The sequence below is a fragment of the Streptomyces sp. NPDC007808 genome, from assembly GCF_042868655.1.
In the GTDB taxonomy this organism is placed as follows: domain Bacteria; phylum Actinomycetota; class Actinomycetes; order Streptomycetales; family Streptomycetaceae; genus Streptomyces.
Map to the genome: position 1 here is coordinate 189,660 of NZ_JBIAEQ010000012.1, position 25,788 is coordinate 215,447.

Annotated in this window: 22 protein-coding genes; 6 read left to right on the forward strand and 16 right to left on the reverse strand. The window is 72.5% G+C overall.

Going from position 1 to position 25,788, the window contains the following annotated elements; all coding sequences use genetic code 11:
• Positions 1 to 14: 14 nt before the first annotated feature.
• A complete protein-coding gene (locus ACFYNL_RS37560) occupies positions 15 to 731 on the forward strand; it encodes a DsbA family oxidoreductase (RefSeq protein WP_388812126.1) in 717 nt (238 codons plus the stop codon).
• A 99-nt stretch (positions 732 to 830) separates the two neighbouring features.
• Complete coding sequence (locus tag ACFYNL_RS37565; protein WP_388812129.1) at positions 831 to 1,883, forward strand: aminotransferase class V-fold PLP-dependent enzyme; 1,053 nt, start codon at positions 831 to 833, stop codon at positions 1,881 to 1,883.
• 94 nt (positions 1,884 to 1,977) lie between these two features.
• On the opposite strand, the gene thpD is transcribed toward ACFYNL_RS37565, so the two are convergent.
• The 6 genes from thpD to ACFYNL_RS37595 form a co-directional block, all read right to left on the reverse strand.
• A complete protein-coding gene (thpD, locus tag ACFYNL_RS37570; RefSeq protein WP_388812131.1) occupies positions 1,978 to 2,880 on the reverse strand; it encodes an ectoine hydroxylase in 903 nt (300 codons plus the stop codon).
• Positions 2,881 to 2,887: 7 nt separating this feature from the next.
• Entirely contained in the window at positions 2,888 to 3,292 is a 405-nt protein-coding gene (locus ACFYNL_RS37575; RefSeq protein ID WP_019758318.1) for an ectoine synthase, read from the reverse strand.
• Positions 3,293 to 3,320: 28 nt separating this feature from the next.
• A complete protein-coding gene (ectB, locus tag ACFYNL_RS37580) occupies positions 3,321 to 4,592 on the reverse strand; it encodes a diaminobutyrate--2-oxoglutarate transaminase (RefSeq protein WP_388812135.1) in 1,272 nt (423 codons plus the stop codon).
• A gap of 61 nt (positions 4,593 to 4,653) precedes the next feature.
• Positions 4,654 to 5,160, reverse strand: a complete 507-nt coding sequence (gene ectA, locus ACFYNL_RS37585) for a diaminobutyrate acetyltransferase (RefSeq protein WP_388812138.1) — start codon at positions 5,158 to 5,160, stop codon at positions 4,654 to 4,656.
• A gap of 306 nt (positions 5,161 to 5,466) precedes the next feature.
• On the reverse strand, positions 5,467 to 6,000 hold the full coding sequence (locus ACFYNL_RS37590; RefSeq protein ID WP_388812140.1) for a DinB family protein: 534 nt from the start codon (positions 5,998 to 6,000) through the stop codon (positions 5,467 to 5,469).
• A gap of 54 nt (positions 6,001 to 6,054) precedes the next feature.
• A complete protein-coding gene (locus tag ACFYNL_RS37595; protein WP_388812142.1) occupies positions 6,055 to 7,155 on the reverse strand; it encodes a pyridoxal-phosphate-dependent aminotransferase family protein in 1,101 nt (366 codons plus the stop codon).
• A gap of 191 nt (positions 7,156 to 7,346) precedes the next feature.
• On the opposite strand from ACFYNL_RS37595, the gene ACFYNL_RS37600 reads away from it, so the two are divergent.
• From ACFYNL_RS37600 to ACFYNL_RS37615, 4 genes are read left to right on the forward strand one after another with little or no spacing between them, the layout of a single operon-like run.
• Positions 7,347 to 8,195: a transporter substrate-binding domain-containing protein gene (locus ACFYNL_RS37600; protein ID WP_388812144.1), complete on the forward strand. Its 849-nt coding sequence runs from the start codon at positions 7,347 to 7,349 to the stop codon at positions 8,193 to 8,195.
• Between the two features lie 4 nt (positions 8,196 to 8,199).
• The gene (locus ACFYNL_RS37605) at positions 8,200 to 9,042 is read left to right on the forward strand and encodes an amino acid ABC transporter permease (protein ID WP_388812146.1); all 843 of its coding nucleotides are present in this window, start codon (positions 8,200 to 8,202) and stop codon (positions 9,040 to 9,042) included.
• The gene (locus ACFYNL_RS37610) at positions 9,039 to 9,830 is read left to right on the forward strand and encodes an amino acid ABC transporter ATP-binding protein (protein WP_388812149.1); all 792 of its coding nucleotides are present in this window, start codon (positions 9,039 to 9,041) and stop codon (positions 9,828 to 9,830) included. Before ACFYNL_RS37605 ends, ACFYNL_RS37610 begins: the two co-directional genes overlap by 4 nt.
• A 51-nt stretch (positions 9,831 to 9,881) precedes the next feature.
• On the forward strand, positions 9,882 to 10,973 hold the full coding sequence (locus tag ACFYNL_RS37615) for an amidohydrolase family protein (RefSeq protein WP_388812151.1): 1,092 nt from the start codon (positions 9,882 to 9,884) through the stop codon (positions 10,971 to 10,973).
• A 280-nt stretch (positions 10,974 to 11,253) separates the two neighbouring features.
• Here the strand turns inward: ACFYNL_RS37615 and cobC are convergent, their stop codons facing one another.
• The 10 genes from cobC to ACFYNL_RS37665 form a co-directional block, all read right to left on the reverse strand.
• Positions 11,254 to 12,324: an Rv2231c family pyridoxal phosphate-dependent protein CobC gene (cobC, locus tag ACFYNL_RS37620; RefSeq protein ID WP_388812154.1), complete on the reverse strand. Its 1,071-nt coding sequence runs from the start codon at positions 12,322 to 12,324 to the stop codon at positions 11,254 to 11,256.
• Positions 12,314 to 13,267: a sirohydrochlorin chelatase gene (locus tag ACFYNL_RS37625; RefSeq protein WP_388812157.1), complete on the reverse strand. Its 954-nt coding sequence runs from the start codon at positions 13,265 to 13,267 to the stop codon at positions 12,314 to 12,316. Before ACFYNL_RS37625 ends, cobC begins: the two co-directional genes overlap by 11 nt.
• Before the next feature lie 64 nt (positions 13,268 to 13,331).
• Positions 13,332 to 15,041: a precorrin-3B C(17)-methyltransferase gene (gene cobJ, locus ACFYNL_RS37630; protein WP_388812160.1), complete on the reverse strand. Its 1,710-nt coding sequence runs from the start codon at positions 15,039 to 15,041 to the stop codon at positions 13,332 to 13,334.
• A 31-nt stretch (positions 15,042 to 15,072) separates the two neighbouring features.
• The gene (cobM, locus tag ACFYNL_RS37635; RefSeq protein ID WP_388812162.1) at positions 15,073 to 15,891 is read right to left on the reverse strand and encodes a precorrin-4 C(11)-methyltransferase; all 819 of its coding nucleotides are present in this window, start codon (positions 15,889 to 15,891) and stop codon (positions 15,073 to 15,075) included.
• Positions 15,892 to 15,943: 52 nt separating this feature from the next.
• Positions 15,944 to 16,675, reverse strand: coding sequence for a precorrin-2 C(20)-methyltransferase (gene cobI / locus ACFYNL_RS37640; RefSeq protein ID WP_388812165.1), 732 nt, complete (start codon positions 16,673 to 16,675; stop codon positions 15,944 to 15,946).
• Positions 16,672 to 18,021 (reverse strand): cobyrinate a,c-diamide synthase, encoded by a 1,350-nt coding sequence (locus ACFYNL_RS37645; protein ID WP_388812166.1) that lies wholly within the window; start codon positions 18,019 to 18,021, stop codon positions 16,672 to 16,674. Before ACFYNL_RS37645 ends, cobI begins: the two co-directional genes overlap by 4 nt.
• Positions 18,015 to 18,614 (reverse strand): cob(I)yrinic acid a,c-diamide adenosyltransferase, encoded by a 600-nt coding sequence (gene cobO / locus ACFYNL_RS37650; RefSeq protein WP_388812169.1) that lies wholly within the window; start codon positions 18,612 to 18,614, stop codon positions 18,015 to 18,017. The genes ACFYNL_RS37645 and cobO overlap by 7 nt, the downstream gene beginning before the upstream one ends.
• On the reverse strand, positions 18,614 to 20,632 hold the full coding sequence (locus tag ACFYNL_RS37655; protein ID WP_388812172.1) for a putative cobaltochelatase: 2,019 nt from the start codon (positions 20,630 to 20,632) through the stop codon (positions 18,614 to 18,616). The genes cobO and ACFYNL_RS37655 overlap by 1 nt, the downstream gene beginning before the upstream one ends.
• The gene (gene cobN, locus ACFYNL_RS37660) at positions 20,629 to 24,282 is read right to left on the reverse strand and encodes a cobaltochelatase subunit CobN (RefSeq protein WP_388812175.1); all 3,654 of its coding nucleotides are present in this window, start codon (positions 24,280 to 24,282) and stop codon (positions 20,629 to 20,631) included. Before cobN ends, ACFYNL_RS37655 begins: the two co-directional genes overlap by 4 nt.
• A complete protein-coding gene (locus ACFYNL_RS37665) occupies positions 24,279 to 25,787 on the reverse strand; it encodes a cobyric acid synthase (RefSeq protein ID WP_388812178.1) in 1,509 nt (502 codons plus the stop codon). Before ACFYNL_RS37665 ends, cobN begins: the two co-directional genes overlap by 4 nt.
• Position 25,788: the final 1 nt, after the last annotated feature.

Genomic DNA, 25,788 nt, shown 5'->3' on the forward strand with positions numbered 1-25,788 from the left:
GGAGAGAGCAACCCATGCGCGTCGAGATCTGGAGCGACATCGCCTGCCCCTGGTGCTACGTGGGCAAGGCCCGCTTCGACAAGGCGCTCGCCGCCTTCCCGCACCGCGACCAGGTCGAGGTGGTGCACCGCTCGTTCGAGCTGGATCCCGGGCGCGCCAAGGGCGATGTCCAGCCCGTGATCGCCATGCTCACGAAGAAGTACGGCATGAGCGCGGCGCAGGCCCAGGCCGGTGAGGACAACCTCGGCGCGCAGGCCGCCGCCGAGGGTCTGGAGTACCGCACGCGGGACCGCGACCACGGCAGCACCTTCGACATGCACCGCCTGCTGCACCTGGCCAAGGAGCACGGCAGGCAGGACGCGCTGATCCAGGTCCTCTACACGGCGAACTTCGCCGAGGAGCGGTCCGTCTTCACCGAGGGCGACGAGCGGCTCGTGGAGCTGGCCGTCGCCGCCGGACTCGACGCCGACGACGCCCGCGGGGTCCTCGCCGACCCGGACGCCTACGCCGAGGAGGTCCGCGCCGACGAGCGCGAGGCCGCCCGGCTCGGCGCCTCCGGGGTGCCCTTCTTCGTCCTCGACCGCACCTACGGCGTCTCCGGCGCCCAGCCCTCCGAGGTCTTCGAGCAGGCGCTGGCCCAGGCCTGGGGGGAGCGGTCGCCCCTGACGCTCATCGACCAGGGGGACGCGGACGCGTGCGGTCCCGAGGGCTGCGCGGTTCCGCAGCGGTGAACGAACACGCAGGTCGGACGGCATCCATAAGCGCTCCTTAGGGACATCGCGTAAAAAATCGCAATGGACCGATAGGTGTTCAGGGCCCACAGTGGAGCCATGGAGACCTTCGAGAGCCTCGTCCGCGCAGAGTTCGCCCCGAAGACCGTCTATCTCAACACCGCGAGCAACGGGCTGCTGCCGGCCCGCACCGTGGCCGCCCTCGACCGGGCCGTGCGGATGCGGGCCGAGGGCACCGCCCTGGGGTCGCTGTACGAGGACGTGGAGATCGTCCGCGCCTCGTTCGCCCGGCTGGCCGGCGTGCCCGCCGAGCGGGTCGCGACCGGGGCGTCCGTCGCCGAGTACGGCGGTCTGATCGCCGCGTCCCTGCCCGCCGGTGCCGAAGTCCTCACCGCCGAGGCCGACTTCGCCTCCCTCGTGAACCCCTTCCACATGCGCGGCGACCTCAAGGTGCGGACCGTCCCGCTGGACCGCCTCGCCGAGTCCGTCCGCCCCGACACCGCGCTCGTCGCGGTCAGCGCCGCCCAGTCCGCCGACGGCCGCGTCGCCGACCTGTCCGCGGTGCGCGCGGCGGCCCGAGCGCACGGGGCCCGCACCTACGTCGACGCCTCCCAGTCGGCCGGATGGCTGCCGATGGAGGCCGACGAGCACGACTTCCTCGCCGCCGTGGGCTTCAAGTGGCTTCTGGGCCCGCACGGCGTCGCCTTCTGCGTCGTCCCCGAGGACTTCGGCGGGCTGACCCCGCTGCTCGCCGGCTGGGTCGCCGGAGAGGTCCCCTGGGACAGCTGCTACGGCCCCGTCGAGAACCTCGCCCGCTCCGCCCGGCGTTTCGACATCAGCCCCAGCCTCTTCACGTACGCCGGTCTGCGGACCTCCCTGGAACTCGTCGAGGAACTCGGCGTGGCCGCCATCCGGGCCCACGACCTCGCCCTCGCCGACCGCTTCCGCGCGGGGCTCGCCGGTCTCGGCCACGCCCCGGTGCCCGCGCCCGGCTCGGCCATCGTCTCGGTGCCCGGACTCGGCGAGCGCCAGCCGGAGTTGAGCCGCGCGGGCATCGAGGTCTCCAACCGCGCGGGCAACCTGCGCGCGGCCTTCCACCTCTACAACACCCCTGGGGACGTGGACCGCCTGCTGGACGCCCTGTCCGACTGAAACCCCGCGCCGAACGACGCGGCCCGCCCCCCGTACGAGACGGAGGAGCGGGCCGCGTCGGTCGTCGCGGTGAGGCCGTCTCACCGCTGAGGAATCACTTCACCGGGGTGAAGTCCCGTGCGCCGATGAACTCCGGCCGCCGGATCGGAGCCGCGAACGGCTCGACGGCCGCGTTCTCCACGCTGTTGAACACGATGAACACGTTGCTGCGCGGGAACGGCGTGATGTTGTCGCCGGAGCCGTGCATGGCGTTGCAGTCGAACCAGGTCGCCGAACCGGCCCTGCCCGTGAAGAGCTTGATGCCGTACTCGGAGGCCATCTTGGTCAGCGCCTCGTCGGACGGGGTGCCCGCGTCCTGCATCTGCAGGGACTTCTTGTAGTTGTCCTTCGGCGTGGCCCCCGCACACCCGAGGAAGGTCTTGTGCGAGCCGGGCATGATCATGAGCCCGCCGTTGGTGTCGTAGTTCTCGGTCAGCGCGATCGAGACGGACACCGTCCGCATGTTCGGCAGCCCGTCCTCGGCGTGCCAGGTCTCGAAGTCGGAGTGCCAGTAGAAGCCACTGGCCCCGAAGCCCGGCTTGACGTTGATCCGCGACTGGTGGACGTACACGTCCGAGCCGAGGATCTGCCGCGCCCGGCCGACGACCCGCTCGTCGCGCACGAGGTTCGCGAACACCTCGCTGATCCGGTGCACTTCGAAGACCGACCGGATCTCCTTGGACTTCGGCTCGATGATCGACCGCTCGTCCATGCGGATCGCCGGGTCGGTGACCAGCCGTTCCAACTCCTGCCGGTAGACGGCGACCTCGTCGTCGGTGATGAGCTGGTCGATGGCGAGGAAGCCGTCGCGCTCGTACGACTGGAGGTCGGTGGTCGTGATCGGGCCCGGGGTGTCGGGGGCGCCCCACACGACGGGGTCCTGGCGCGGGACCGACACCTCGGTGGCGCCGCGGCTGGGGTAGAGATCGGTGACGTTTGCGCTGATGGCGGTGGTCATGGGTTTCTCACACCTCCTCGGGCTCGGTGAGCAGCGGGTACACGCCGTTCTCGTCGTGGTCCTCCCGGCCGGTCACGGGCGGGTTGAACACGCAGATGCAGCGGAAGTCCTCCTTGATCCGCATCGTGTGCCGCTCGTGACCGTCGAGCAGGTACATGGTGCCGGGCGTGATCGTGTACTTCTTCCCGGTCTCGTCGTCGGTGAGCTCGGCCTCGCCCTCGACGCACACGACGGCCTCGATGTGGTTCGCGTACCACATCGACGTCTCCGTACCCGCGTACAGGATCGTCTCGTGGAGCGAGAAACCGACCCGCTCCTTGGCGAGGACGATGCGCTTGCTCTCCCAGGTGCCCGACGCGGCCTTCACATGCCGGTCGGTGCCTTCGATGTCCTTGAACGAACGGACGATCACGGTGCTGCGATGCCTCCTAGGTGGTGTTTCAGATGGTTTCCCGCACGGAGCGGGCGAGGATGCTGAGCCCCTCGTCCAGCTCCTCCGGGGTGATCGTGAGTGCCGGGAGCAGCTTCACGACCTCGCTCTCGGGGCCCGACGTCTCGATGAGCAGGCCCAGTTCGAACGCGCGGCGCGCCACTCGTCCGGCGCGCTCCTTGTCGTGGAACTCCATGCCCCACACGAGCCCGCGTCCGCGGTACTCCTTCACGTCGGCGAGGTTCTCCTCGGTGATGGAGATGAGCGCCTGCTCGACCTGCTCGCCGCGTCCCCGCGTCTGCTTCTCCATGGCGGACCCGTCCGTCCAGTACGCCTCCAGGGCGGCGGTGGCCGTGACGAACGCGGGGTTGTTGCCGCGGAAGGTGCCGTTGTGCTCGCCCGGCTCCCATATGTCCAGCTCCGGCTTGAACAGGCAGAGAGACATGGGCAGTCCGTAACCGCTGATCGACTTCGAGACGGTGACGATGTCGGGCGTGATGCCCGCCTCCTCGAAGGAGAAGAAGGCGCCGGTACGGCCGCACCCCATCTGGATGTCGTCGACGATGAGCAGCATGTCCTGCCGCTCGCACAGGTCGGAGAGCGCCCGCAGCCACTCCGGGCGGGCGACGTTGATGCCGCCCTCGCCCTGCACGGTCTCCACGATCACGGCGGCCGGCTTGTTGAGGCCGGAGCCCTGGTCCTCCAGGAGCCGCTCGAACCACAGGAAGTCCGGGACCTGGCCGTCGAAGTAGTTGTCGAACGGCATGGGGGTGCCGTGCACCAGCGGGATGCCGGCGCCGGCCCGCTTGAACGCGTTGCCGGTGACGGCGAGGGAGCCGAGGGACATGCCGTGGAAGGCGTTGGTGAACGACACGATGGCCTCGCGCCCCTTCACCTTCCGGGCCAGCTTCAGCGCCGACTCGACCGCGTTGGTGCCGGTCGGCCCGGGGAACATGACCTTGTACGGCAGGTCCCGCGGTCGCAGCACGATGTTCTGGAAGGACTCCAGGAAGGCACGCTTGGCGCTGGTGGACATGTCCAGCCCGTGCGTGACGCCGTCCCGCTCCAGGTAGTCGATCAGCGCGCGTTTCAGGACCGGGTTGTTGTGCCCGTAGTTCAGTGAGCCGGCCCCGGCGAAGAAGTCCAGGTACTCGTGGCCGTCCTCGTCGTACATGCGGCTGCCTCGCGCACGGTCGAAGACGGTGGGCCAGCCGCGGCAGTAGCTGCGTACCTCGGACTCCAGGGTCTCGAAGACGCTGAGGTCGGGCTGGGTGATGGTCACGACGAATCGCTCCTCGATGCGTGGGGGGAGGTCTGGGGAGGTCGGGGGAGGTCTGGGGAGGTCAGAGGGTGAGGGGACCGATGCGGTACAGCACCTCTGGCTCGTGCGGCCCGTCCGGGAACAGGCCGGCCGGGAACAGCACCTCGCGTTCCAGGGCGGCACCGTGGCGCTCGGCGAAGGAGCCGAACAGGCGCTCCGAGGCGGTGTTGCCCGGTGTGATGGTGGTCTCGATGCCGGTGACGCCGTACTCGTCGGCGACGCGCGCGACGAGCCCGTCGAGCAGCTTGGCGGCGATGCCGCGGCCGCGATGGGCGTCGTCCACGGCCACCTGCCAGACGAGCAGGGTGTGCGGACGTTCCGGCCGTACGTACCCGGTGACGAAGCCGACCGGCTCCCCGCGCTCGTCGCGGGCGACGGCCGATGTGCCGGCGAAGTCCCGGCACCACAGCAGATAGCTGTACGACGAGTTGAGGTCCAGGGCCTTCGAGTCTCGGGCAATACGCCACAGCGCGGCCCCGTCGGCCACCGCCGGACGGTCGATTTGCAGGTCTGCTTGAGCGGCAGTCATGCGAATTGAATTTACCGAGGGAAATTGAAAAATGCATGGCCGTGAGGGGTTACGGATGGCGGCGGGATGTGTTATCACGCGGGCGTGCGCGTTAGGGCGAAGTCGCTGGTATTTGCCGTGGTCTGTCCGGTTAATACCGCACAAAAGGGGCGTGATGTGGAACGCGTCACAGCCGTGTAACCCTGGCGGAACCCTCCCGAATTACTCCGGTTCGCGTTCGCGGAATCTTTGCGTTTAGGGTCGACGAAAGCGGGCAGAAGAGAATGGGAAGCTACCCTGGAAAGGAATTCCAGAATTACGCCGAATTCAGGCTCCGGTAACTCCGTCGATACGTTCGCGCAGAATGTCGGCGTGCCCGTTGTGCCGGGCGTACTCCTCGATCATGTGGACGAACACCCAGCGAAGACTGACCTCGGCCCCGGCCATCGCCCCGTCCGCGATGCGCCCCACGCTCTCCAGTGAGCGCTCGGCGCAGACCTCCTGCCCCCGGGCGATCTCCCGCCGCCACACGGCGAGCGCCTCGTCCATGCCGAGCGCCGGATCGAGGACGTACCCGCTCGCGTTGGCGTCCCCGTACACGGGCGGCACGTCGAGTCCGCCCGCCGCCCGCTGGAACCAGTTCCGCTCGCACTCGGCGAGGTGCTGCACCAGCCCGAGCAGGGTCAGCTCCGAGGGCTCCGCGGAACGGAGCCGTGACTGCGCGTCGGTCAGCCCCGCGCACCTGAGCTCCAGGGTGGCCCGGTGGAAGTCGAGCCAGCTTTCGAGCATGGGGCGCTCGTCGCCGGTCATAAGAGGGACGGGACGGCCGTCAGGGAGGCGGGCCGGTGTGTTCGTGGTCATGGAGGCAGCATGCCGGACCCTCGGCCTGTGCGGAGCGGTTCGGGCGAGGACCCGTCAGCGCCACCCGGCGTCGACCGCCCGCACCGCCGCCTCGACGTCCACGACCAGCCCCGCCTGCCTCAGCGCGGTCCCCACCGCGGCCACGCACCCGCGCACCGCGGCCACCGTCGCGTCCACCCCGTAGTGGTTGACCCGGATCATCTCCCCGGCCAGTACCCCGCCGCCCGCGGCGAGCGGCAGCCCGGGCTCGCGGACCAGCGCACGGCTCACCACCTCCGCGGCCACCACCTGCGGCGGCACGCGCAGCGTCGTGGCGACCGGAGCGGCGTCCGCCGCGTCGTGGACGTACGGCTCCAGCCCCCCGCCCAGCGCCACCGCACCGGCCCGCATCGCCCGTGCCGCGGACCGGTGCCGCGCCATCACCGCCTCCAGCCCGTCCGCCTCGATCCGCGCCACGCACGCCTCCAGCGCCAGCATCTCCAGCTGTGCGGGTGCGTGCGGCAGCGCCCGGCGCCCGCCGTCGATCCAGCGCTCCTTCCAGTCCAGCAGCGACAGATACGACCGGCGCGGCGCCGATGGATTCGCCGCCATCCGCGCCCACGCCCGCTCGCTCACCGACACCGCCGACACCCCGGCCGGCCCGCCCATCGCCTTCTGCGCCCCGATCACGCACAGGTCCACGCCCCACGCGTCCGGCAGCACCGGTTCGGCCCCGATCGACGCCACCGCGTCCAGGTGGAACAGCGCCCCGTGCGCCCGCACCACCTCACCGATCTCCGCCACGGGGTTGGTGTTGCCGGTCGCCGCCTCCGCGTGCACCAGCGACACGAGGTCGATCTCCGGATGCTCGGCGAACGCCTCCCGGATCTGCCGCGCCGTCACCGCCGTGCGGAAGGGGACCGCCAGGTCGATCACGGTCGCGCCGCAGTCCCGCAGCCAGTCCCCGAAGGTCTGCCCGTACGGACCGGTGATCACGTTCAGTGCGGTCGTACCCGGCCCGGCCGTCCCCCGGAGCGCCCCTTCCAGCGGCAGCAGCGCCTCACCCTGCATGATCACGACGTCCTGCCGGGTGCCGAGCAGCCGCGCCACCCGGTCCTCGATCTCGGCGAAGCGAGCGGCAGTCAGCGGGGCCGGGTCCAGGAGGGGGTGGGTCACGACGGGACTCTCTTCGTTCTCTGCGCTCCGGTCGCTCCGGGGCCGACGATCACGAGCGTAACCGGGCGTACCCGCGCCCCTGCCCCTCCCGACTTCTTAGGTCGAACGCCTCACAAACCATCGGTTTGGTTTGAGCATCCCAAACTTCTCCTTATAATCGGAACCCACAGTTCCCCCACAGGAGGCTTCCCGTGAAGACGACCCTCGGGCGCCGGACGCGCGTCCTGGCCGCCACCACCGCGACGGCCGGGCTGGTGCTCTTGGCCGGCTGCTCCTCCGACGACAACGGCGGCGGTGGTACGAAGACCGCGGCCGGCGGCGTCGAAGTCGTCAAGGCGGGCCGGCTCACCACATGCACCCACCTGCCGTACCCGCCCTTCCAGTCGGAGATCGACGGCAAGGTGCAGGGCTTCGACGTCTCGCTGATCGACCTGGTCGCCGAGGACCTGGGCGTGAAGCAGGCCATCGTCGACCAGCCCTTCGAGAACTTCAAGACCGGTGGCTCCCTCAACGCCGGTCAGTGCGACCTCGCCGCGGCCGGCATGACCATCACCGAGGAGCGCAAGAAGAACGTCGACTTCTCGGACCCGTACTTCGAGGCCACCCAGGCGGTCCTCGTCGACAAGAAGAGCGGCATCTCCTCCTTCGCCGGCCTCAAGGGCAAGAAGGTCGGCGCCCAGGCGCAGACCACCGGTGAGGACTACGCCAAGAGCAAGGGCCTGGACCCGGTCTCCTTCGAGTCCTCCGACGCCGTCCTCAACGGCCTGCGCACCGGCCAGGTCCAGGCGGTCGTCATCGACTACCCGGTCGTCCAGGGCTGGCTGAAGGACAAGGCCAACGCCGACGCCTTCCAGGTCGCCGAGCAGATCAACACCGGCGAGCAGTACGGCTTCACCGTGAAGAAGGGCAACACCAAGCTCCGCGAGGCCATCAACAAGGCCATCAAGGACGCCAAGGCCGACGGCACCTACAAGAAGCTGTACGAGCAGTGGATCGGCCCGTACGACGAGTCCGCCGCCTCGCCGTCGCCCGCCGCCTGACCCCATGAGTGACACGACCGGCAAGGACGTAGCACTCCAGCCCAGGAAGAAGGGCCTCACCCGGCGCCAGAAGCGCAGCCTGTCGCGCGGTGTCCAGTACGTCGTCTTCGTCGCGGCCGTGATCGCCTTCGCGGTCGCGGCCGACTGGGACCGGCTGGCGAACCAGTTCGCGCAGGGCGACATCGCCCGGCAGATGTTCCCGGAGGTCATCACCCTCGCGCTGAAGAACACCGTGCTGTACACCCTGTCCGGCTTCGCCGTCGGACTGGTCCTCGGCATGGTGATCGCGCTGATGCGGCTGTCGTCCGTGGGGCCGTACCGCTGGCTGGCCGGCGTCTACATCGAGATCTTCCGCGGTCTGCCCGCCCTGCTGATCTTCATCTTCATCGGCGTCGCCGTACCGCTGGCCTTCCCGGGCACGGAGATCCCGGGCGGGACCTACGGCAAGGTCGCCCTCGCCCTCGGCCTCGTCGCCGCCGCGTACATGGCGGAGACGATCCGCGCCGGCATCCAGGCGGTGCCCAAGGGCCAGATGGAGGCGGCGCGCTCGCTCGGCTTCTCACCGGCCCGCGCCATGATCTCGATCATCATTCCGCAGGCGTTCCGGATCATCCTGCCGCCGCTGACCAACGAACTCGTGCTGCTCTTCAAGGACTCCTCGCTCGTGCTGTTCCTCGGTGTGACGCTGGAGGAGCGGGAGCTGTCCAAGTTCGGCCGGGACCTGGCCAGCCAGACCGCCAACTCCACGCCGATCCTGGTCGCCGGCCTGTGCTACCTCCTGGTGACCATCCCGCTCGGCTTCGTCGTACGCCGTATGGAGGCGAAGGCCCAGGAGGCCGTGAAATGACCCGACCCGAGATCGAAGTCCGGGGCCTGCACAAGTCCTTCGGCGACAACGAGGTGCTGCGCGGCATCGACCTGGAGATCGGCCGGGGCGAGGTCGTGTGCGTCATCGGACCGTCCGGCTCGGGCAAGTCGACCCTGCTGCGCTGCGTGAACCTGCTGGAGGAACCCACCAAGGGCCAGGTCCTCGTCGGCGGCACCGAACTCACCGACCCGGACGTGGACATCGACGCCGTACGCCGCCGGATCGGCATGGTCTTCCAGCAGTTCAACCTGTTCCCGCACCTCACGGTGACCGAGAACCTCACCCTGCCGCAGCGGCGGGTCCTCGGGCGGGACAAGGCGACGGCCGCCGCGGTCGCCGCCGAGAACCTTCAGCGGGTCGGCCTCGCGGAGAAGGCGTCGGCGTACCCGGCCTCCCTCTCCGGTGGCCAGCAGCAGCGCGTGGCCATCGCCCGCGCGCTCGCCATGGGCCCCGAGGTGATGCTGTTCGACGAGCCGACCTCGGCGCTGGACCCCGAACTGGTGGGGGACGTCCTGGCCGTCATGCGCATGCTGGCCCAGGAGGGCATGACGATGATGGTCGTCACCCACGAGATGACCTTCGCCCGTGAGGTCGCCGACCGGGTCGTCTTCATGGACGGCGGGGTGATCGTCGAGGACGGCACCCCCGACCAGGTCATCGCACACCCGCGGCACGAGCGCACCCGCCACTTCCTCTCCCGCCTCCTCGACCCCGCGATGGCCGAGGTGGAGGAGGAGACCTCCGACCAGGTCGGCAAGGGCGACTGAGCCGGCGACCTGTTGCACGCCGGGCACCGGCCGGTGATTAGGGTGCAAGGCATGAGCGAACGCGCGGTGCTGCACGTGAAGGGCCGGATCCTCGTCGGGCCGGACGACGTCCGGGACGAGCTGTGGGTCGTCGACGGCCGGGTGGCCTACGCCCGCCCGGCCGGTGCCCGCGACATCCGCACCGTCCAGGGCTGGGCCCTGCCCGGCCTCGTCGACGCGCACTGCCATGTGGGGCTCGGCGCCCACGGCCCGGTCGACAAGGACGTCGCCGAGCAGCAGGCCCTGACCGACCGTGAGGCGGGCACCCTGCTGATCCGTGACGCCGGCTCGCCCTCCGACACCCGCTGGGTCGACGAGCGCGAGGACCTGCCGAAGATCATCAGGGCCGGCCGGCACATCGCCCGCACCCGCCGCTACATCCGCGGCTACGCGCACGAGATCGAACCGGAGGACCTGGTCGCCTACGTCGCCCAGGAGGCCCGGCGCGGCGACGGCTGGGTCAAGCTGGTCGGCGACTGGATCGACCGCGACCTCGGGGACCTGGCGCCCACCTGGCCGCGTGAGGCGGTCGAGGCGGGCATCGCGGAAGCGCACCGCCTGGGTGCCCGGGTGACCGCGCACTGCTTCTCGGAGGACTCCCTCCAGGACCTGGTCGAGTCGGGCATCGACTGCATCGAGCACGCCACGGGCCTGACCGAGGAGCTGATCCCGCTGTTCGCCGAACGCGGGGTGGCGATCGTCCCCACCCTTGTGAACATCGCGACCTTCCCGAAGCTGGCCGACGGCGGCGAGTCCAGGTTCCCCCGCTGGTCGGCCCATATGCGCCGGCTCCACGAGCGCCGCTACGACACGGTCCGCTCCGCCTACGACGCCGGCATCCCGGTCTTCGTGGGCACCGACGCGGGCGGCACCCTGCCGCACGGCCTGGTGGCCGCCGAGGTGGCGGAACTGGTCACCGCGGGCATCCCCCCGGTCGAGGCCCTCGCGGCGACCACCTGGGCGGCCCGCGACTGGCTCGGCCGCCCCGGCCTGGAGGAGGGGGCGGCCGCGGACCTCGTCGTGTACGAGTCCGACCCGCGTGCCGACGTACGCGTGCTGGCGGCGCCCCGACGGGTGGTGCTGAACGGGCGCGTGGTCGGCTGACCTCGACGAGCGGGACGGGGGCCGCCCGGGATCGCCGCGCACCCTCGTCGTGCGTTCCGGGGCGTCGACCCGCGCATGCGAAAAGACGTCGGTGCGACGGTGCATGCAGGGAACCCCCGCGCCGTGAGTTGCGAAGAGGTTCACGGCGACCCCGCGCCGGAGTGAAGTCCGAGCGGATCGCCGACTGTTCCGGGCCGGCCCGGGGAGCGAGCCCGGGCCCCCTCGCTCCCGGCCCGGGCCGGCTGCCGCAGCCGCCCCGGGCCCTGGGTGGCCCGGCGGCTCACCGTGCCGCGCACCCACCCGGCGTCAGCGTTTCCTCCAGCGCCCGCAGGAACGAGCCCGTCGTCGCCCGGTCCCGCACCGCCAGCCGCAGCCACTCCTCGCCCAGCCCGGGGAAGGTGTCCCCCCGCCGGACCGCGAAACCGAGAGCGCGCAGCCGCCGCCGTACGGCCACCGCGCCGGGCAGCCGTACGAGGACGAAGGGGCCCTCGGCGGGCTCGACGACCCGGACTCCGGCCGAGGCGAACGCGCCCAGCCCGGCGACCAGATGCGCCCGGTCGGAGGCGACGCGGTGGGCCGCGTGGGCCGCCTCCGCCAGGGCACGCGGGGACACACAGGCCTCAGCCGCGGCGAGCGCGGGCGTGGAGACCGGCCACAGCGGCTGGGCGCGCTCCAGGTCCGCGATGGTCTCCGGTGCGGCCAGGACGTAGCCGATGCGCAGCCCGGCCAGCCCCCACGTCTTCGTCAGGCTGCGCAGCACGACCAGGCCGGGTACGTCCGTCCGGTCCGCCAGCGCCTCCCGCTCGCCCGGCACCGCGTCCATGAACGCCTCGTCCACCACCAACATCCGCCCGGGGCGGGCGAGTTCGGCGAGGCGGGCCGCCGGATGCAGGACCGACGTCGGATTGGTGGGGTTGCCCACCACCACCAGGTCGGCGTCCTCGGGAACGGCCGCCGGGTCGAGCCGGAAGCCGTCCTCCTCCCGCAGCAGCACCCGGTCCACCGTGTGCCCGGCGTCGCGCAACGCCGCCTCCGGCTCGGTGAACTGCGGGTGCACCACGACCGGCCGGCGCACCTTCAGCGCGCGGGCCAGCAGCACGAACGCCTCCGCCGCGCCCGCCGTCAGCAGCACCCGCTCCACCGGCAGCCCGTGCCGTGCCGCCACCGCCGCCCGCGCGGCCCGCCCGTCCGGGTAGGCCGCGAGCCCGCCCAGCGACGCCGTGATGTGCTCCCGCAGCCACACGGGCGGTGTGTCCGCGCGGACGTTCACCGCGAGGTCGACGAGGGCCGCGCCGTCGTCGCGGACCTCGGCGTCGCCGTGGTGCCTCAGGTCGTGCGGCTCAGTGGACATGGGAGTGGGCGCCATGGGTGTGCGGGGCGTGGTGGCCGTGGCCGTGCGGGCCGGGCCCGTGGTGATGGCCGTCGTCGTCCGGGTGGAAGTGCGGCTGCTGCGGCATGCCGACCTTGTCCTCGAAGCCGGGCAGCGCGACGCGGTACACGCACGAGTCGCAGTTCATCCGCAGGTCGCCCTCGACGGCCTCCCGGTACCGCTCCATCACCAGGTCCAGCAGCTCCGGCTCCGGGCCGATGACGTCCGCCGAGCGCACGTCGATGTCCGGGTGCGCGTCGGCCCACCCCTCGGTCTGCTGCCGGACGCGGTCCGGGAGGACGCCGGTGAACAGGAAGTACGGCAGGACGACGATCCGTCGTGCGCCCAGCCTCGCGCACCGGTCCAGGCCGCTCGGCACGTCCGGCGCGGCCAGTGACACGAACGCCGTCTCCACGCCCGCGTACCCGCGCCCCTCCCACAGCAGCCGCGCCGCCTTGTGCACCTCGGAGTTGGCGTCCGGGTCGGTCGAGCCGCGCCCGACCAGCAGCACGGTCACATCGGCCCGGTCCCCGGGCGTGCGCCCCTCGGTGCCGAGGGCCTCGTCCAGCCGCCGCTCCAGCACGGACAGCAGTGAGGGGTGCGGGCCCAGCGGGCGGCCGTAGGTGTACGAGACACCCGGGTGCCGTTCCTTCTCGCGGGCCAGCGCCGCCGGGATGTCGCCCTTGGCGTGCCCGGCGGACACCAGCATCAGCGGTACCGCGGCGAACCGCCGTACCCCTCGTTCGACCAGCTCGGTGACGGCCTCGCCGAGCGGCGGCGGGGAGAGCTCGATGAAGCCGCCCGCGACGGGCAGCTCGGGGTGGCGGCGGCCCAGCTCCCGGACGAAGTCACGGAACGCCTCGGCCCCGGCGTCGTCCCGGGTGCCGTGTCCGGCGAGGAGCAGGGCGGGCGGCGGGCTGGTCACGATGTCTCCTCGGAGTGGGGAACGGGATGGCTCGGCAGGGGATCGGGCACGGGCGGCACACGGTTCACTCGGTGCCCTCCCGTGTCCCCGGCCGCTCCTGCCAGCGGTAGCCGCGCGGCGTGACCATCCGGCCCGCCACCTCGCGGGTCGCCGTGTTGCCCACGGTCACGACCGTCATCATGTCGACCGTCGCCGGGTCCAGGGCACCCAGGGTCGTGAGCCGAACGGACTCGTCCGGCCGTGACGCGTTCCGTACGACACCGACCGGCGTCGTCGGCCCGCGGTGCCCGGCGAGGATCGCGAGGGCCTCGGGCAGCTGCCAGTCCCGGCCGCGTGAACGCGGGTTGTAGAAAGTCACCACGAAGTCCGCCTCGGCCGCCGCCCGCACCCGCCGCTCGATGACCTCCCACGGGGTGTGCAGGTCGGAGAGGCTGACCGAGGCGTGGTCGTGGCCCAGGGGGGCACCGAGGACCGCGGCGGCGGCCAGCGCGGCCGTCACCCCCGGTACGCCGACCACGTCGATGTCGTCGCGGGCTTCCGCCAGCGCCGGCGAGGCCATGGCGTACACGCCCGCGTCCCCGCTGCCGATCAGCGCGACGGCCCGCCCCTCGCGGGCCTCCTCGACCGCCGTCCGCGCCCGCTCCTCCTCGGCCCCGAGCCCCGACTCCACAACCCGCGTGCCGGGCCGCAGCAGGTCGCGGATCTGGTCGACGTACTGGTCGAGGCCGACGAGCACGGAAGCCCGCTGCAGCTCGGCCCTGGCCCGCGGGGTGAGCAGGTCCCGGGCGCCCGGCCCGAGTCCGACCACCGCGAGCCGCCCCCGGCCGGGACGCCGTACCACGGCGCAGGTCGCCATCGCCGGCCGTCCGTCGGGGCGCTGCGACTTCCGCTTCGGGACGAGGAGTTCACCGCCGCGCACCAGGGCGGCGGCCTCCGCGACGGAGGGGGTGCCCACGGCTGCCAGGGGCGCGTCGGAGGGGTTGGGGACCTCGACGGCCGCCAGCCGCTCGGCGCAGTGGGCGACGAGGGGAACGCCCAGGCGTGCGGCGGCCTCGACGATGCCGGGCTCGCCCGCCTTGGCGTCGACGGTGGCGAGTTCCGCGAGCGACGCGCGGGAGAGGCCGGCCTCGCCGAGCACGCGCTCGACCAGCCCGAGGACCTCCTCCACGGGGGCGCCCCTGGAGGCGCCGACACCGACGACGAGGGACGGCGGACGCAGGACGACCTCGCGCTCGGCGGGCTCCACGAGCCGGTCCGTCACCCGGATCGCGTACGCCCCCTCGGCGCCGGCCCGCAGCGGCGGCAGCGGCCAGGCCACCTCGGCCCGAAGCGCCACCGGTTCGCCGTCCAGCAGGGCCCGCGAGACCCCGGCGACATCGCCCTCCACCGGAAGGCCGAGCAGGTCAAGGCCGGGCAGGCCCACCGCGTCCGTAGCCGTGGTCACCACGGGCTCGGCGCCCAGCAACTCCCCGGTCTCCCGGGCGAGTTCATTGGCGCCGCCGCCGTGCCCGCCGACCAGCGCCACGGCGAACCGCCCGCCCTCGTCGACGCACACCACACCGGGGTCGCCGGCCTTGTCACCCAGCAGCGGGGCGATCAGCCGTACGACCGCCCCGGTGGCCAGGAAGCACACCAGCTGCTCGCACTCGGCGAACGCCCGCCGCACGGCGTCCCCGACGGGCCCGTCGTACACGCGCGTCCGGTCCGGCCACGCCGCGGCCAGCCGGTCACGCGCCACCGCACCCGCCGCGGTGGCGGAAATGAGACCGATCACTGCGCAACTCCTTCGGAACAGGCGACCGCGGTCACGTACTCGCCCCCCGCTCGCGCAGCGCCCGGCGGGCCTCCGGGTCCGCCTTGCGGTACCCGTGGAAGTGGCCGGGGTGGTACAGGTGCGAGCGGGTGCCGTGCGCGTCGAGGGCCGGGCCGACGAGGAAGAGGGTGTGCTTCCACAGCTTGTGCTCCTTGACGGTCTCCTCCAGCGTCCCGACCGTGCACTTCACGACGAGTTCCTCCGGCCAGGTCGCCTGGTGGGCGACCACGACCGGGGTGGACGTCGGATAACCGCCCTCCAGCAGCTCCCGCACGAGCTGCCCGCTGCGCGCGGCGGACAGGAAGATCGCCATCGTGGTGCCGTGCCTGGCGAACTCCCGCACCTCCTCGCCGGGCGGCATCGGTGTCTTGCCGCCGCCGAGCCTGGTGAGGACGACCGACTGGGCGACCTCGGGGATCGTCAACTCGCGCCCAGCGATCGCGGCGACCGCGGAGAAGGCGGAGACCCCGGGCACGACCTCGGTCTCGATGCCGATCGCCGCACACCGGTCGAGCTGCTCCTGCGTACCGCCCCACAGGGCGGGGTCACCGGAGTGGATCCGGGCGACCTTCAGGCCCTCGGCCCTCGCCCGCTCGTACACCGCGACCACGTCCTCCAGGGGCAGGGCCGCCGAGTCGAGGATCTCGGCGTCCTCGCGCGCGTGCCGCAGGACCTCCTCCTGGACCAGGCTGGCCGCCCAGATCACGACGTCCGCCTCGGCGATGGCACGCGCGGCCCGGAACGTCAGCAGATCGGCGGCGCCGGGGCCGGCACCGACGAAGGTCACCTTGCCGCTGGGGGCGTCGGCCATGGGAATCGGTCCTCTCGTACAGGGGGTCGGCGGGGGAGCGGCGGGGCCCGTGTCAGAGCTTTCCGCCCCGGCCGCCGTCGCGCCGGGCGGGGACGATGAGCGTGGACAGGTAGGGCAGGGGAGCGTCGTCGAGCTCGGCGGCCGGGCGGATCGACTCCTCCGCCAGGCCCAGCGCCGACCCCCACACCGCGTCCCCGATCCGCCCGGCCTGCCGCAGTGCCTCGGCGACCTCGCCCGCCTGCCGGCCGAACTTGTAGGCGACGACCGTGCCGGGCCCGGCGAGCGCCTCCTTGAGCACGGCAGCCCCCGCGGTGACGGGCACCAGCGTGAGCGGCTCGGTCCCCTCGGTCAGCACGGCACCCGAGCGCGCGGCGAGGTCCTGCATGGCGGTGATGCCGGGCACGGTCTCGACGACGGTCCCCGGCACCAGCTCGGCGACGGTCTGCGCGAGATAGGTGAAGGTGGAGTACACGTTGGGATCGCCGATGGTCGCGAAGGCGACGTGGACGCGCTCGCGCAACAGCTCGGCCACCCGCTCACCGGCCGCGTCCCAGGCGGCCTCGCGCCGCGCCCGGTCGCTCCGCTCGTTCAGGGCGAACACCACCCGGACGACCTTCTCCCGCGGCACGTAGTGCAGCACCGTCGCCTCGGCCCGGCCCCGCTCCCCGCCGTCCATCACCGGTACGACGACGACCTCGGCGGCCCGCAGCGCGTTGACGCCCTTGACGGTCACCAGTTCCGGATCGCCCGGACCGACGCCGACTCCGACCAGCCTGCTGCTCATGACGTCCGGCACCTCTCCACGAACCGACGGGCGACAGCGGGCTGCGCGGCCCAGTGCGTGTGCAGATAGCTCGCGTGCACGCCCTGCTGCACGAAGCCCTCGACCCGCCGCACGGGGCTGCGCACCCCCCAGGCGGGCGCTGCCCCCGAGCCGGGCTCGACGACCGTACGGTGGAACTCGTGCGCCCGCATCCGGGTGCCCGCGGCGGCCAGCACACTGTCGCTCACGGCGACGGCGTCCCGGTAGCCGAGCGTCAGCCGCCCGCTCATCCGGGCGGTCGCGTCCAGCACCCCGCACATCGGCTGCCCGTCGAGCTCCCGGCACAGATAGAGCAGCCCGGCGCACTCGGCGGCGACGGGAGCGCCGCTCAGCGCGAAGTCACCGATGGCCTTGCGCAGCGGCTCGTTGGCGGACAGCTCGGCGGCGTACACCTCGGGGAACCCGCCGCCGACGACCAACCCGCCGGTACCGTCGGGGAGTTGCTCGTCCCGCAGCGGATCGAAGGGGACCACCTCGGCGCCGGCGGCGGTGAGCAGCTCGGTGTGCTCGGCGTAGGAGAAGGTGAAGGCCGGCCCCCCGGCGACCGCGACCACCGCACCCGTACTCGGGGCGGTCACGGGAGGCCGCCACGGCTCACCGCTCAAGGGGCCCGCAGTGCGCGCCAGCCCCAGCAGCCCTTCCAGGTCGCACCCCTGGGACACCTGCGCGGCCATCGCCGCGACCGCCTCCACGGCCTCCGCCCGCCGCTCGGCGACCGGCACCAGGCCCAGATGCCGTGACGGCGTGTCCACCTGCGGGGCCCGCCGCAGCACGCCCAGCACGGGCACGCCGGTCGAGTCCAGCGCGTCCCGCAGCAGTTCCTCGTGCCGGTCGGAGGCGACCTTGTTGAGGATCACGCCCCCGAGGCGCACCTCCGGGTCCCAGGACGCGAACCCGTGCACCAGCGCCGCCACCGACCGCGACTGCGAGGAGGCGTCCACGACCAGCACGACCGGCGCCCGCAGCAGCTTCGCGACATGCGCGGTGGACGCCAGCTCGCCCTCCTTCGCGGCACCGTCGTACAGCCCCATCACACCCTCGACGACCGCGACGTCGCAGCCGCGCGCCCCGTGCAGGAACAACGGCCCGATCAGCTCGGGTCCGCACATGTACGCGTCGAGGTTGCGCCCGACCCGCCCGGTCGCGAGCGCGTGGTAGCCGGGGTCGATGTAGTCCGGCCCGACCTTGTGCGGGGACACGGCGAGTCCCCGCGCGGTCAGCGCGGCCATCAGTCCCGTGGCGACGGTGGTCTTGCCGCTGCCCGAGGAGGGCGCGGCGATGACCAGCCGGGGCACAGCTGTCACCACTCGATGCCTCTCTGGCCCTTCTGACCCGCGTCCATCGGGTGCTTGACCTTGGACATGTCGGTCACGAGGTCGGCGAAGTCGACCAGCTTCTCCGGGGCGTTCCGCCCGGTGATCACGACATGCTGGGTGCCGGGACGGTGGCGGAGCACGTCGACGACCTCATCGGTGTCGACCCACCCCCAGTGCAGCGGGTACGCGAACTCGTCGAGCACGTACAGCTTGTACCGCTCGGCGGCGATGTCCCGCTTGACCTGCTCCCAGCCCTCCCGGGCCTTCTCCTCGTTGTCCATCTGATCGTCGCGCTGCACCCACGACCAGCCCTCACCCATCTTGTGCCAGTCGACGGACCCGCCCTCGCCGGAGGCCCCCAGCACCCGCAGCGCGTTCTCCTCGCCGACCTTCCACTTGGCGGACTTGACGAACTGGAACACCCCGATGGGCCACCCCTGGTTCCACGCCCGCAGCGCCAGCCCGAAGGCGGCGGTCGACTTGCCCTTGCCCACCCCGGTGTGCACGACGACCAGCGGCCGGTTACGGCGCTGTCGCGTCGTCAGCCCGTCCTCCGGCACGACACTCGGCTGTCCCTTCGGCATCACGCCACCTTCCTCGAAGTCCCCTGAACATCCCTGACCAGCCCGGCGATCGAGTCCGCCCGCAACTCGTCGAGCGTCACCGCCGTGCCTCCCAGCTCACCCGCGAGCTGCCCCGCGAGCCCCAGCCGCACCGGCCCCGACTCGCAGTCGACCACCACGGACGCGACACCCTCGGCCGCGAACAACCGGGCCGCCCGCCCGGCCAGCGCGACCGGCTCCGGGCCGCCCGTGGCCCGCCCGTCCGTCACCACCACGACGAGCGCACGCCGGGCCGGATCCCTCAGCCGCTCCACCCGCAGCACCTCGTGCGCCTTGAGCAGCCCGGCCGCGAGCGGCGTACGACCACCCGTGGGCAGCGACTCCAGCCGGGCGGCGGCGGCGTCCACGGACGACGTCGGCGGCAGCGCCACGTCGGCGGCAGACCCCCGGAACGTCACCAGCCCCACCTTGTCCCGCCGCTGGTAGGCGTCCAGCAGCAACGACAGCACGGCCCCCTTCACCGCGCCCATCCGCTGCCGGGCCGCCATCGACCCGGAGGCGTCCACGACGAACAGCACGAGATTGCCCTCGCGCCCTTCCCGCACGGCCTGCCGCAGATCGTCCCGGCGCACCACCAGCCCCGCACCGGACCGCCCCCGGGCCCGCTGATGCGGCGCCGCCGCCTGCACGGTGGCCGCCAGGTGCAACTTGCCCAGGGCCCCCCTGGGGCGCCTGGCCCCGGTGGTGCGCCCCTGCTCCGTCCGCGCGCGCGAACGCCGCCCCGCGGCGCCCTGCCCGACGCCCGGCACGCTCAGCACCTTCGTGCGGAACGGCTCGAAGGCCCGTACGGGAGCCTGCTCCCCGGCGCCGGACGCCTGCGGCTGCCCGCCTTCGCCGGGCTCGCCGGGCTCGGCGGACGCGGCCGGGTCGGCGCCGCCCTGCGGGCCGTCACCGGATTGCGGTGGCTGTCCGCCACCGCCGCCGGGCCCGTCCGGTCCGGGGTCCGGATCCGGGTCGTCGTCCTCGGAGCCCGAGAACTCCTCCAGGGTCTCGTCGAGCTTGTCCTCGTCGAGCCCCGGCGCGTCGAAGGGGTTGCGCCGCCTGCGGTGCGGCAGCGCGAGCAGCGCCGCCTGCCGTACGTCCTCCGCGAGCACGTCCGTCCGCCCCGCCCACGCGGCCAGCGCGGTGGCCGTACGCGCCATCACGATGTCGGCCCGCATCCCGTCCACCTCGAACGCGGCACAGGTCGCCGCGATCTGCCGCAGCGCCCCGTCGCCGAGCCGCACCGACGGCAGCAACTCCCGTGCCGCGGCGATGCGTCGGCGTACGGCGGCCTCCTCGTCCGCCCAGCGGGCGGCGAAGGCGACCGGGTCGTCGTCGTACGCGAGCCGCCGCCGCACCACCTCCACCCGCTGCTCGGGCTCCCGCGAGGCCGCGACCTCGACGGTCAGCCCGAACCGGTCGAGCAGCTGCGGCCGCAGCTCACCCTCCTCGGGGTTCATGGTGCCCACCAGCAGGAACCGCGCCGCGTGCCGGACGGACACACCCTCGCGCTCCACGTACGACGCGCCCATCGCGGCCGCGTCGAGGAGCAGGTCGACCAGGTGGTCGTGCAGGAGGTTGACCTCGTCGACGTACAGGATGCCGCGGTGTGCGTCGGCGAGCAGGCCCGGCTCGAACGCCTTGACGCCCTCGGCGAGCGCCCGCTCGATGTCCAGCGCACCCACCAGCCGGTCCTCGGAGGCGCCGACGGGGAGCTCGACCATACGGGCGGCGCGGCACGTGCCCGCGCCCGGCTCGTGCGGGCCGTCCGGGCACCGCGGGTCGGGGGAGTCCGGGTCGCACGAGAAACGGCACCCGGGCACGACCGGCACCTCGGGCATCAGCGCCGACAGCGCTCGTACGGCCGTCGACTTGGCCGTGCCCTTCTCGCCGCGCACCAGCACACCGCCGACCGCCGGTGACACGGCGTTCAGCAGCAGCGCCAGCCGCAGGTCGTCCTGGCCGACAACGGCCGTAAAGGGGAAGGGGGTGGTCACTGGTCGTCGCCCTCCAAGTTGCCTTCAAGCTCCAGGTACGTGGCGCGCAGCCGCTCCAGCGTGCCGGCGTCCGGCTCGGCCCACAGTCCACGGTCGGCGGCCTCCAGCAGGCGCTCGGTGATGCCCCGCAGCGCCCACGGGTTGGACTTCTTCATGAAGTCCCGGTTCTCGGCGTCGAAGACGTACTCGGCCGACAGCTTCTCGTACATCCAGTCGTCGACGACCCCGGCCGTGGCGTCGTACCCGAACAGGTAGTCCACGGTCGCCGCCATCTCGAACGCGCCCTTGTAGCCGTGCCGGCGCATGGCCGCCATCCAACGCGGGTTGACCACCCGGGCCCGGAAGACGCGGTGCGTCTCCTCGCCGAGGGTCCGGGTCCTCACCTGGTCCGGTACGGCGCTGTCACCCACGTACGCCTCGGGGCTGGCGCCCGTCAGGTGCCGCACCATGGCGACCATGCCGCCGTGGTACTGGAAGTAGTCGTCGGCGTCGACGAGGTCGTGCTCACGCGTGTCGACGTTCTTCGCGGCGACCGCGATCCGCCGGAACGCGGTCTCCATGTCCCCGCGCGCCGCCCGTCCGTCGAGCCCGCGCCCGTAGGCGTACCCGCCCCAGACCGCGTACACCTCGGCCAGGTCGGCGTCCGAACGCCAGTTGCGGGCGTCGATCAGCGGCAGCAGACCGGCGCCGTACGCGCCCGGCTTGGAGCCGAAGACCCGGGCCGTCGCGCGCCGCCGGTCGCCGTGCCCGGCGGTGTCCTCGTCGGCGTGCGCCTTGACGAAGTTGCGCTCGGCGGGCTCGTCCAACTCGGCCACCTCGCGGACGGCGTCGTCGATCAGCCCCACGACGTGCGGGAAGGCGTCCCTGAAGAACCCGGAGATACGGACCGTGACGTCGATGCGGGGACGCCCGAGCTCCTCCAGGCCGATCACCTCGAAGCCCGTCACCCGCCGTGAGGCGTCGTCCCACACCGGACGGCAGCCCAGCAGCGCGAGGATCTCGGCGATGTCGTCGCCCTGGGTACGCATCGCGGACGTGCCCCACACCGTCAGGCCGACGGACCTCGGGTACGCGCCCGTGTCCCGCAGATACCGCTGCACCAGCGAGTCGGCCAGCGACTGCCCGACCTCCCAGCTCAGCCTGGACGGGATGGCCTTGGGGTCGACGGAGTAGAAGTTGCGGCCGGTCGGCAGGACGTTGACCAGGCCGCGCGTCGGGGATCCGGACGGCCCCGCAGGAACGTAACCGCCGTCGAGCGCCTTGAGGATGTGGCCGATCTCGTCGGTGGTGCGGGCGAGCCGGGGCACGACCTCGTCGCAGGCGAACTCCAACACGGCTTCGGCGTCGGGGAGTTGCCCGCCCAGTACGTCACGCAGGAGGGAACGGCTCTGCGTGACCGACCAGTCGCGCTCCTCCATCCCCTCGGCGATGCGCCGGCACAGCTGCTCCAGCAGGTCGACGGCGTCGGCGGCGGTCCGTGCCGGGCCGTCCACCAGGTCCGTCAGCTCCACCGGGACCTCGACCGGCGCCCCCGGCTCGGCGAGCAACTCCTTCTCGCTGAGCCCGAAACGGGCCGCCAGCGCCGCCCGCAGCCCCGGCAGCGCGTTCGCCCGCCCGCCCCACACCTGCGCGGCGCGCAGCACGGCCAGCACGAGGTTCACACGGGGCTCACCGACCGGACCGCCGCCCAGGACGTGCAGACCGTCGCGGATCTGCACGTCCTTGATCTCGCAGAGATAGCCGTCGATGTGCATGACGAACTCGTCGAACGCCTCGTCGTCCGGCTGCTCGTCGACATGCAGGTCGTGGTGGAGTTCGGCCGCCTTGACCAGCGTCCAGATCTGGGCGCGCACGGCCGGCGCCTTGGCCGGGTCCAGGTCGCTGACGAGCGCGTACTCGTCCAGCAGCTGCTCCAGCTTGGCCAGGTCGCCGTAGGTGTCGGCCCGTGCCATCGGCGGCACCAGATGGTCGACGACGGTGGCATGCCCGCGCCGCTTGGCCTGGGTGCCCTCACCGGGATCGTTGACGATGAACGGGTAGACCAGGGGCAGATCGCCGAGCACGGCGTCGGGCGCGCAACCGCCGCCCAGCCCGAGCCCCTTGCCCGGCAGCCACTCCATCGTGCCGTGCTTGCCCATGTGCACGATCGCGTCGGCGCCGAAGCTGTTCTCCAGCCACCGGTACGCCGCCATGTAGTGGTGGGACGGCGGCATGTCCGGGTCGTGGTAGATCGCGATCGGGTTCTCGCCGAAGCCGCGCGGCGGCTGGATCATGACGACGACGTTCCCGAAGCGCAGCGAGGCGAGGACGATGTCCTCCCCGTCGACGTACAGCGAACCCGGCGGCTCGCCCCACGCCCGGAGCATGGCGTTCCGCAGGTCCGGGTCGAGCTTGTCGAACCACGCCCGGTAGTCGGCGAGCGGCACGCGCGCGGGCGCGGCGGCCAGCTGCTCCTCGGTGAGCCACTCCACGTCGTGCCCGCCGGCCTCGATGAGCCGGTGGATCAACTCGTCGCCGTTGTCGGGGTACTCGGTGAGCCCGTACCCCGCCTGCTTCAACGCGTCCAGCACCCGCACCGCCGACGCGGGCGTGTCCAGGCCGACCGCGTTGCCGACGCGCGAGTGCTTGGTCGGGTAGGCGGTGAAGACCAGGGCGAGCTTCTTCTCGGCGTTCGGCTTGTGCCCCAGCCGTGCGTGCCGTACGGCGATCCCGGCGACCCGCGCGGCCCGCTCCGGGTCGGCGACGTACACCGGCACCTCGTCCGGGCCCTGCTCCTTGAAGGAGAACGGGACCGTGATCAGCCGCCCGTCGAACTCCGGGATCGCGACCTGCATCGCCGCGTCCATGGGCGACAGGGCGGCGTCCGAGGCGTCCCAGGCGGCGCGCGAGGAGGTGAGGCACAGACCCTGCAGCACGGGCACGTCCAGCTCGGCCAGCCGGCCGACGTCCCAGGCCTCCTCGTCGCCGCCCGCCGAGGCCTGCGAGGCGTGCGTGCCGCCGGCCGCGAGGACGGTGGCGACCACGGCGTCGGCCTTCCCGAGCAGCTCGTACAGCCCGGCGTCGGCGCCGCGCAGCGAACCGCAGTACACGGGCAGGGCGTTGGCGTCCCGCGCCTCGATCGCGTCGCACAGGGTGTCCACGAACGCGGTGTTGCCGCTCAGCTCGTGGGCCCGGTAGAAGAGCACGCCGACGGTGGGGCGGCCCTCCTGGAAGGTCCGGGTCCCGTGGACGCCGTACTCGGGCATCTTCCGCGGCTCGACGAACCCCTCGCCCGTCAGCAGCACGGTGTCGGAGAGGAACCGGGCGAGTTCGGCGAGGTTGGCGGGGCCGCCCTCGACGAGGTACTTCAGCGCCTCGGCCACGACCCCGGCCGGAACGGACGACTCGGCCATCAACTCCGCGTCGGGCACCGCCTCCCCGCCCAGCAGCACGGTCGGGACACCGGATGCCCTGAGCGCGGCCAGCCCGTCCTCCCAGGCCCGCTTGCCGCCCAGCAGGCGCACGACCGCGATGTCCGCGCCCGCCACGAGCGAGGGGAGTTCGGACGCGACGTCGATACGGGTCGGGTTGCCGATCCGGTAGCCGGCACCGCAGGCCCGGGCCGCGAGCAGGTCCGTGTCGGCGGTCGACAGCAACAACACCGTGCTCATGCGGGCGCTCCCGGGGGGATGAAGGGCAGTCCTCGCGGCGCGCCCGACTCGATGAGCCGCCACAGCGCGTCCGTGTCCGCGTGCTGTTCGATCAGATCGCCGAGCCGGTCGAGCTGCTCCTCGCGCAGCGCGGCGAACGACGTGTCGGGGGCCGGTACGAAGCGGCGGCCCGCGGCGGACGCCACCTCGCGCAGGAACGCCCGCCGAAATCCGTCCGACTCCAGCGAACCGTGCCAGTGCGTGCCCCAGGTCTGACCGACCCGGCAGCCGTCCAGGAAGGTCTCGCCGCCGGTCACTTCGGCGACGCCGTGGTGGATCTCGTAGCCCGCGACCCGCTCCCCGAGGGCCTCGCCCTCCGGCCGGGTGAGGGTCTTCTCGCGGGCGAACCGCACCCGCACGGGCAGGACCCCCAGCCCGTCGACATGCCCGCGGCGGCTCTCGACGTCGTCCTCGATGTGCTCGCCGAGGACCTGGAAGCCCCCGCAGATGCCGAGGACGGGCCGCTGCTCGGCGGCCCTGCGCACGAGGGCGTCGGCGAGCCCCCGCTCGCGCAGCCACTCCAGGGCCCGGACGGTTCCCCGGGTGCCGGGGACCACCACCAGGTCGGCGTCGGCCAGTTCCTCCGGCCGGTCCACGAACCGCACCACGACACCGGGCTCGGCGGCCAGTGCGTCGACGTCGGTGAAGTTCGACATCAGCGGTACGGCGCAGACGGCGACCCGCAGCACGTCCTCGCCGAGGGGCGGCGCGACGACGGACTCCCGCACCGTTCCGCGCAGGGACACGCGCAGCCCGTCCTCCTCGTCGATGCCGAGTCCGTGCCGGAAGGGCAGCACGCCGTACGTCCGGCGCCCCGTGAGGTCGTGGAGCATGTCCAGGCCCGGCTCCAGCAGGGAGACGTCCCCGCGGAACTTGTTGACGAGGAACCCGGCGACGCACTCCTGGTCCTCGCGCGACAGCAGCGCGACCGTGCCGAAGAACGAGGCGAAGACACCGCCCCGGTCGATGTCACCGACGACCAGGACGGGGAGCCCGGCGCCCCGGGCGATCCCCATGTTCACGATGTCGGTCCGCCGCAGATTGATCTCGGCGGGAGAACCGGCCCCCTCACAGATCACCGCGTCATACGTGCCCCGCAACTGCTCCAGACAGTCCAGCACCGTCCCGAGCAGCCGCTGCTGCCGTCCGCCGTGGTACCCGCGCGCGCTCAGCTCGCCCACCGGCTTGCCCAGCAGCACGACCTGACTGCTCTGCTCGCCACCGGGCTTGAGCAGCACGGGGTTCATCAGCGCGGTGGGTTCGACGCGGCAGGCCTGCGCCTGCATGGCCTGCGCCCGCCCGATCTCCGCGCCCTCGCGGGTGACGAACGAGTTGAGGGACATGTTCTGTGCCTTGAAGGGCGCGACCTTGACGCCCTGCCGTACCAGCCACCGGCAGATCCCCGCCGTGACGACGCTCTTGCCCGCGTCGGACGTGGTGCCGGCGACGAGAAGACCACCGCTCATG

What these genes read in the sequence shown, in the direction of transcription:
- ACFYNL_RS37560 (WP_388812126.1), top strand. Translation starts at nt 15, where the DNA reads ATGCGCGTCGAGATCTGGAGCGACATCGCCTGCCCCTGGTGCTACGTG.
- ACFYNL_RS37565 (WP_388812129.1), top strand. Translation starts at nt 831, where the DNA reads ATGGAGACCTTCGAGAGCCTCGTCCGCGCAGAGTTCGCCCCGAAGACC.
- thpD (WP_388812131.1), bottom strand. Translation starts at nt 2,880, where the DNA reads ATGACCACCGCCATCAGCGCAAACGTCACCGATCTCTACCCCAGCCGC.
- ectA (WP_388812138.1), bottom strand. Translation starts at nt 5,160, where the DNA reads ATGACTGCCGCTCAAGCAGACCTGCAAATCGACCGTCCGGCGGTGGCC.
- ACFYNL_RS37590 (WP_388812140.1), bottom strand. Translation starts at nt 6,000, where the DNA reads ATGACCACGAACACACCGGCCCGCCTCCCTGACGGCCGTCCCGTCCCT.
- ACFYNL_RS37605 (WP_388812146.1), top strand. Translation starts at nt 8,200, where the DNA reads ATGAGTGACACGACCGGCAAGGACGTAGCACTCCAGCCCAGGAAGAAG.
- ACFYNL_RS37610 (WP_388812149.1), top strand. Translation starts at nt 9,039, where the DNA reads ATGACCCGACCCGAGATCGAAGTCCGGGGCCTGCACAAGTCCTTCGGC.
- ACFYNL_RS37615 (WP_388812151.1), top strand. Translation starts at nt 9,882, where the DNA reads ATGAGCGAACGCGCGGTGCTGCACGTGAAGGGCCGGATCCTCGTCGGG.
- cobC (WP_388812154.1), bottom strand. Translation starts at nt 12,324, where the DNA reads ATGTCCACTGAGCCGCACGACCTGAGGCACCACGGCGACGCCGAGGTC.
- cobM (WP_388812162.1), bottom strand. Translation starts at nt 15,891, where the DNA reads ATGGCCGACGCCCCCAGCGGCAAGGTGACCTTCGTCGGTGCCGGCCCC.
- cobI (WP_388812165.1), bottom strand. Translation starts at nt 16,675, where the DNA reads ATGAGCAGCAGGCTGGTCGGAGTCGGCGTCGGTCCGGGCGATCCGGAA.
- cobO (WP_388812169.1), bottom strand. Translation starts at nt 18,614, where the DNA reads ATGCCGAAGGGACAGCCGAGTGTCGTGCCGGAGGACGGGCTGACGACG.
- cobN (WP_388812175.1), bottom strand. Translation starts at nt 24,282, where the DNA reads ATGAGCACGGTGTTGTTGCTGTCGACCGCCGACACGGACCTGCTCGCG.
- ACFYNL_RS37665 (WP_388812178.1), bottom strand. Translation starts at nt 25,787, where the DNA reads ATGAGCGGTGGTCTTCTCGTCGCCGGCACCACGTCCGACGCGGGCAAG.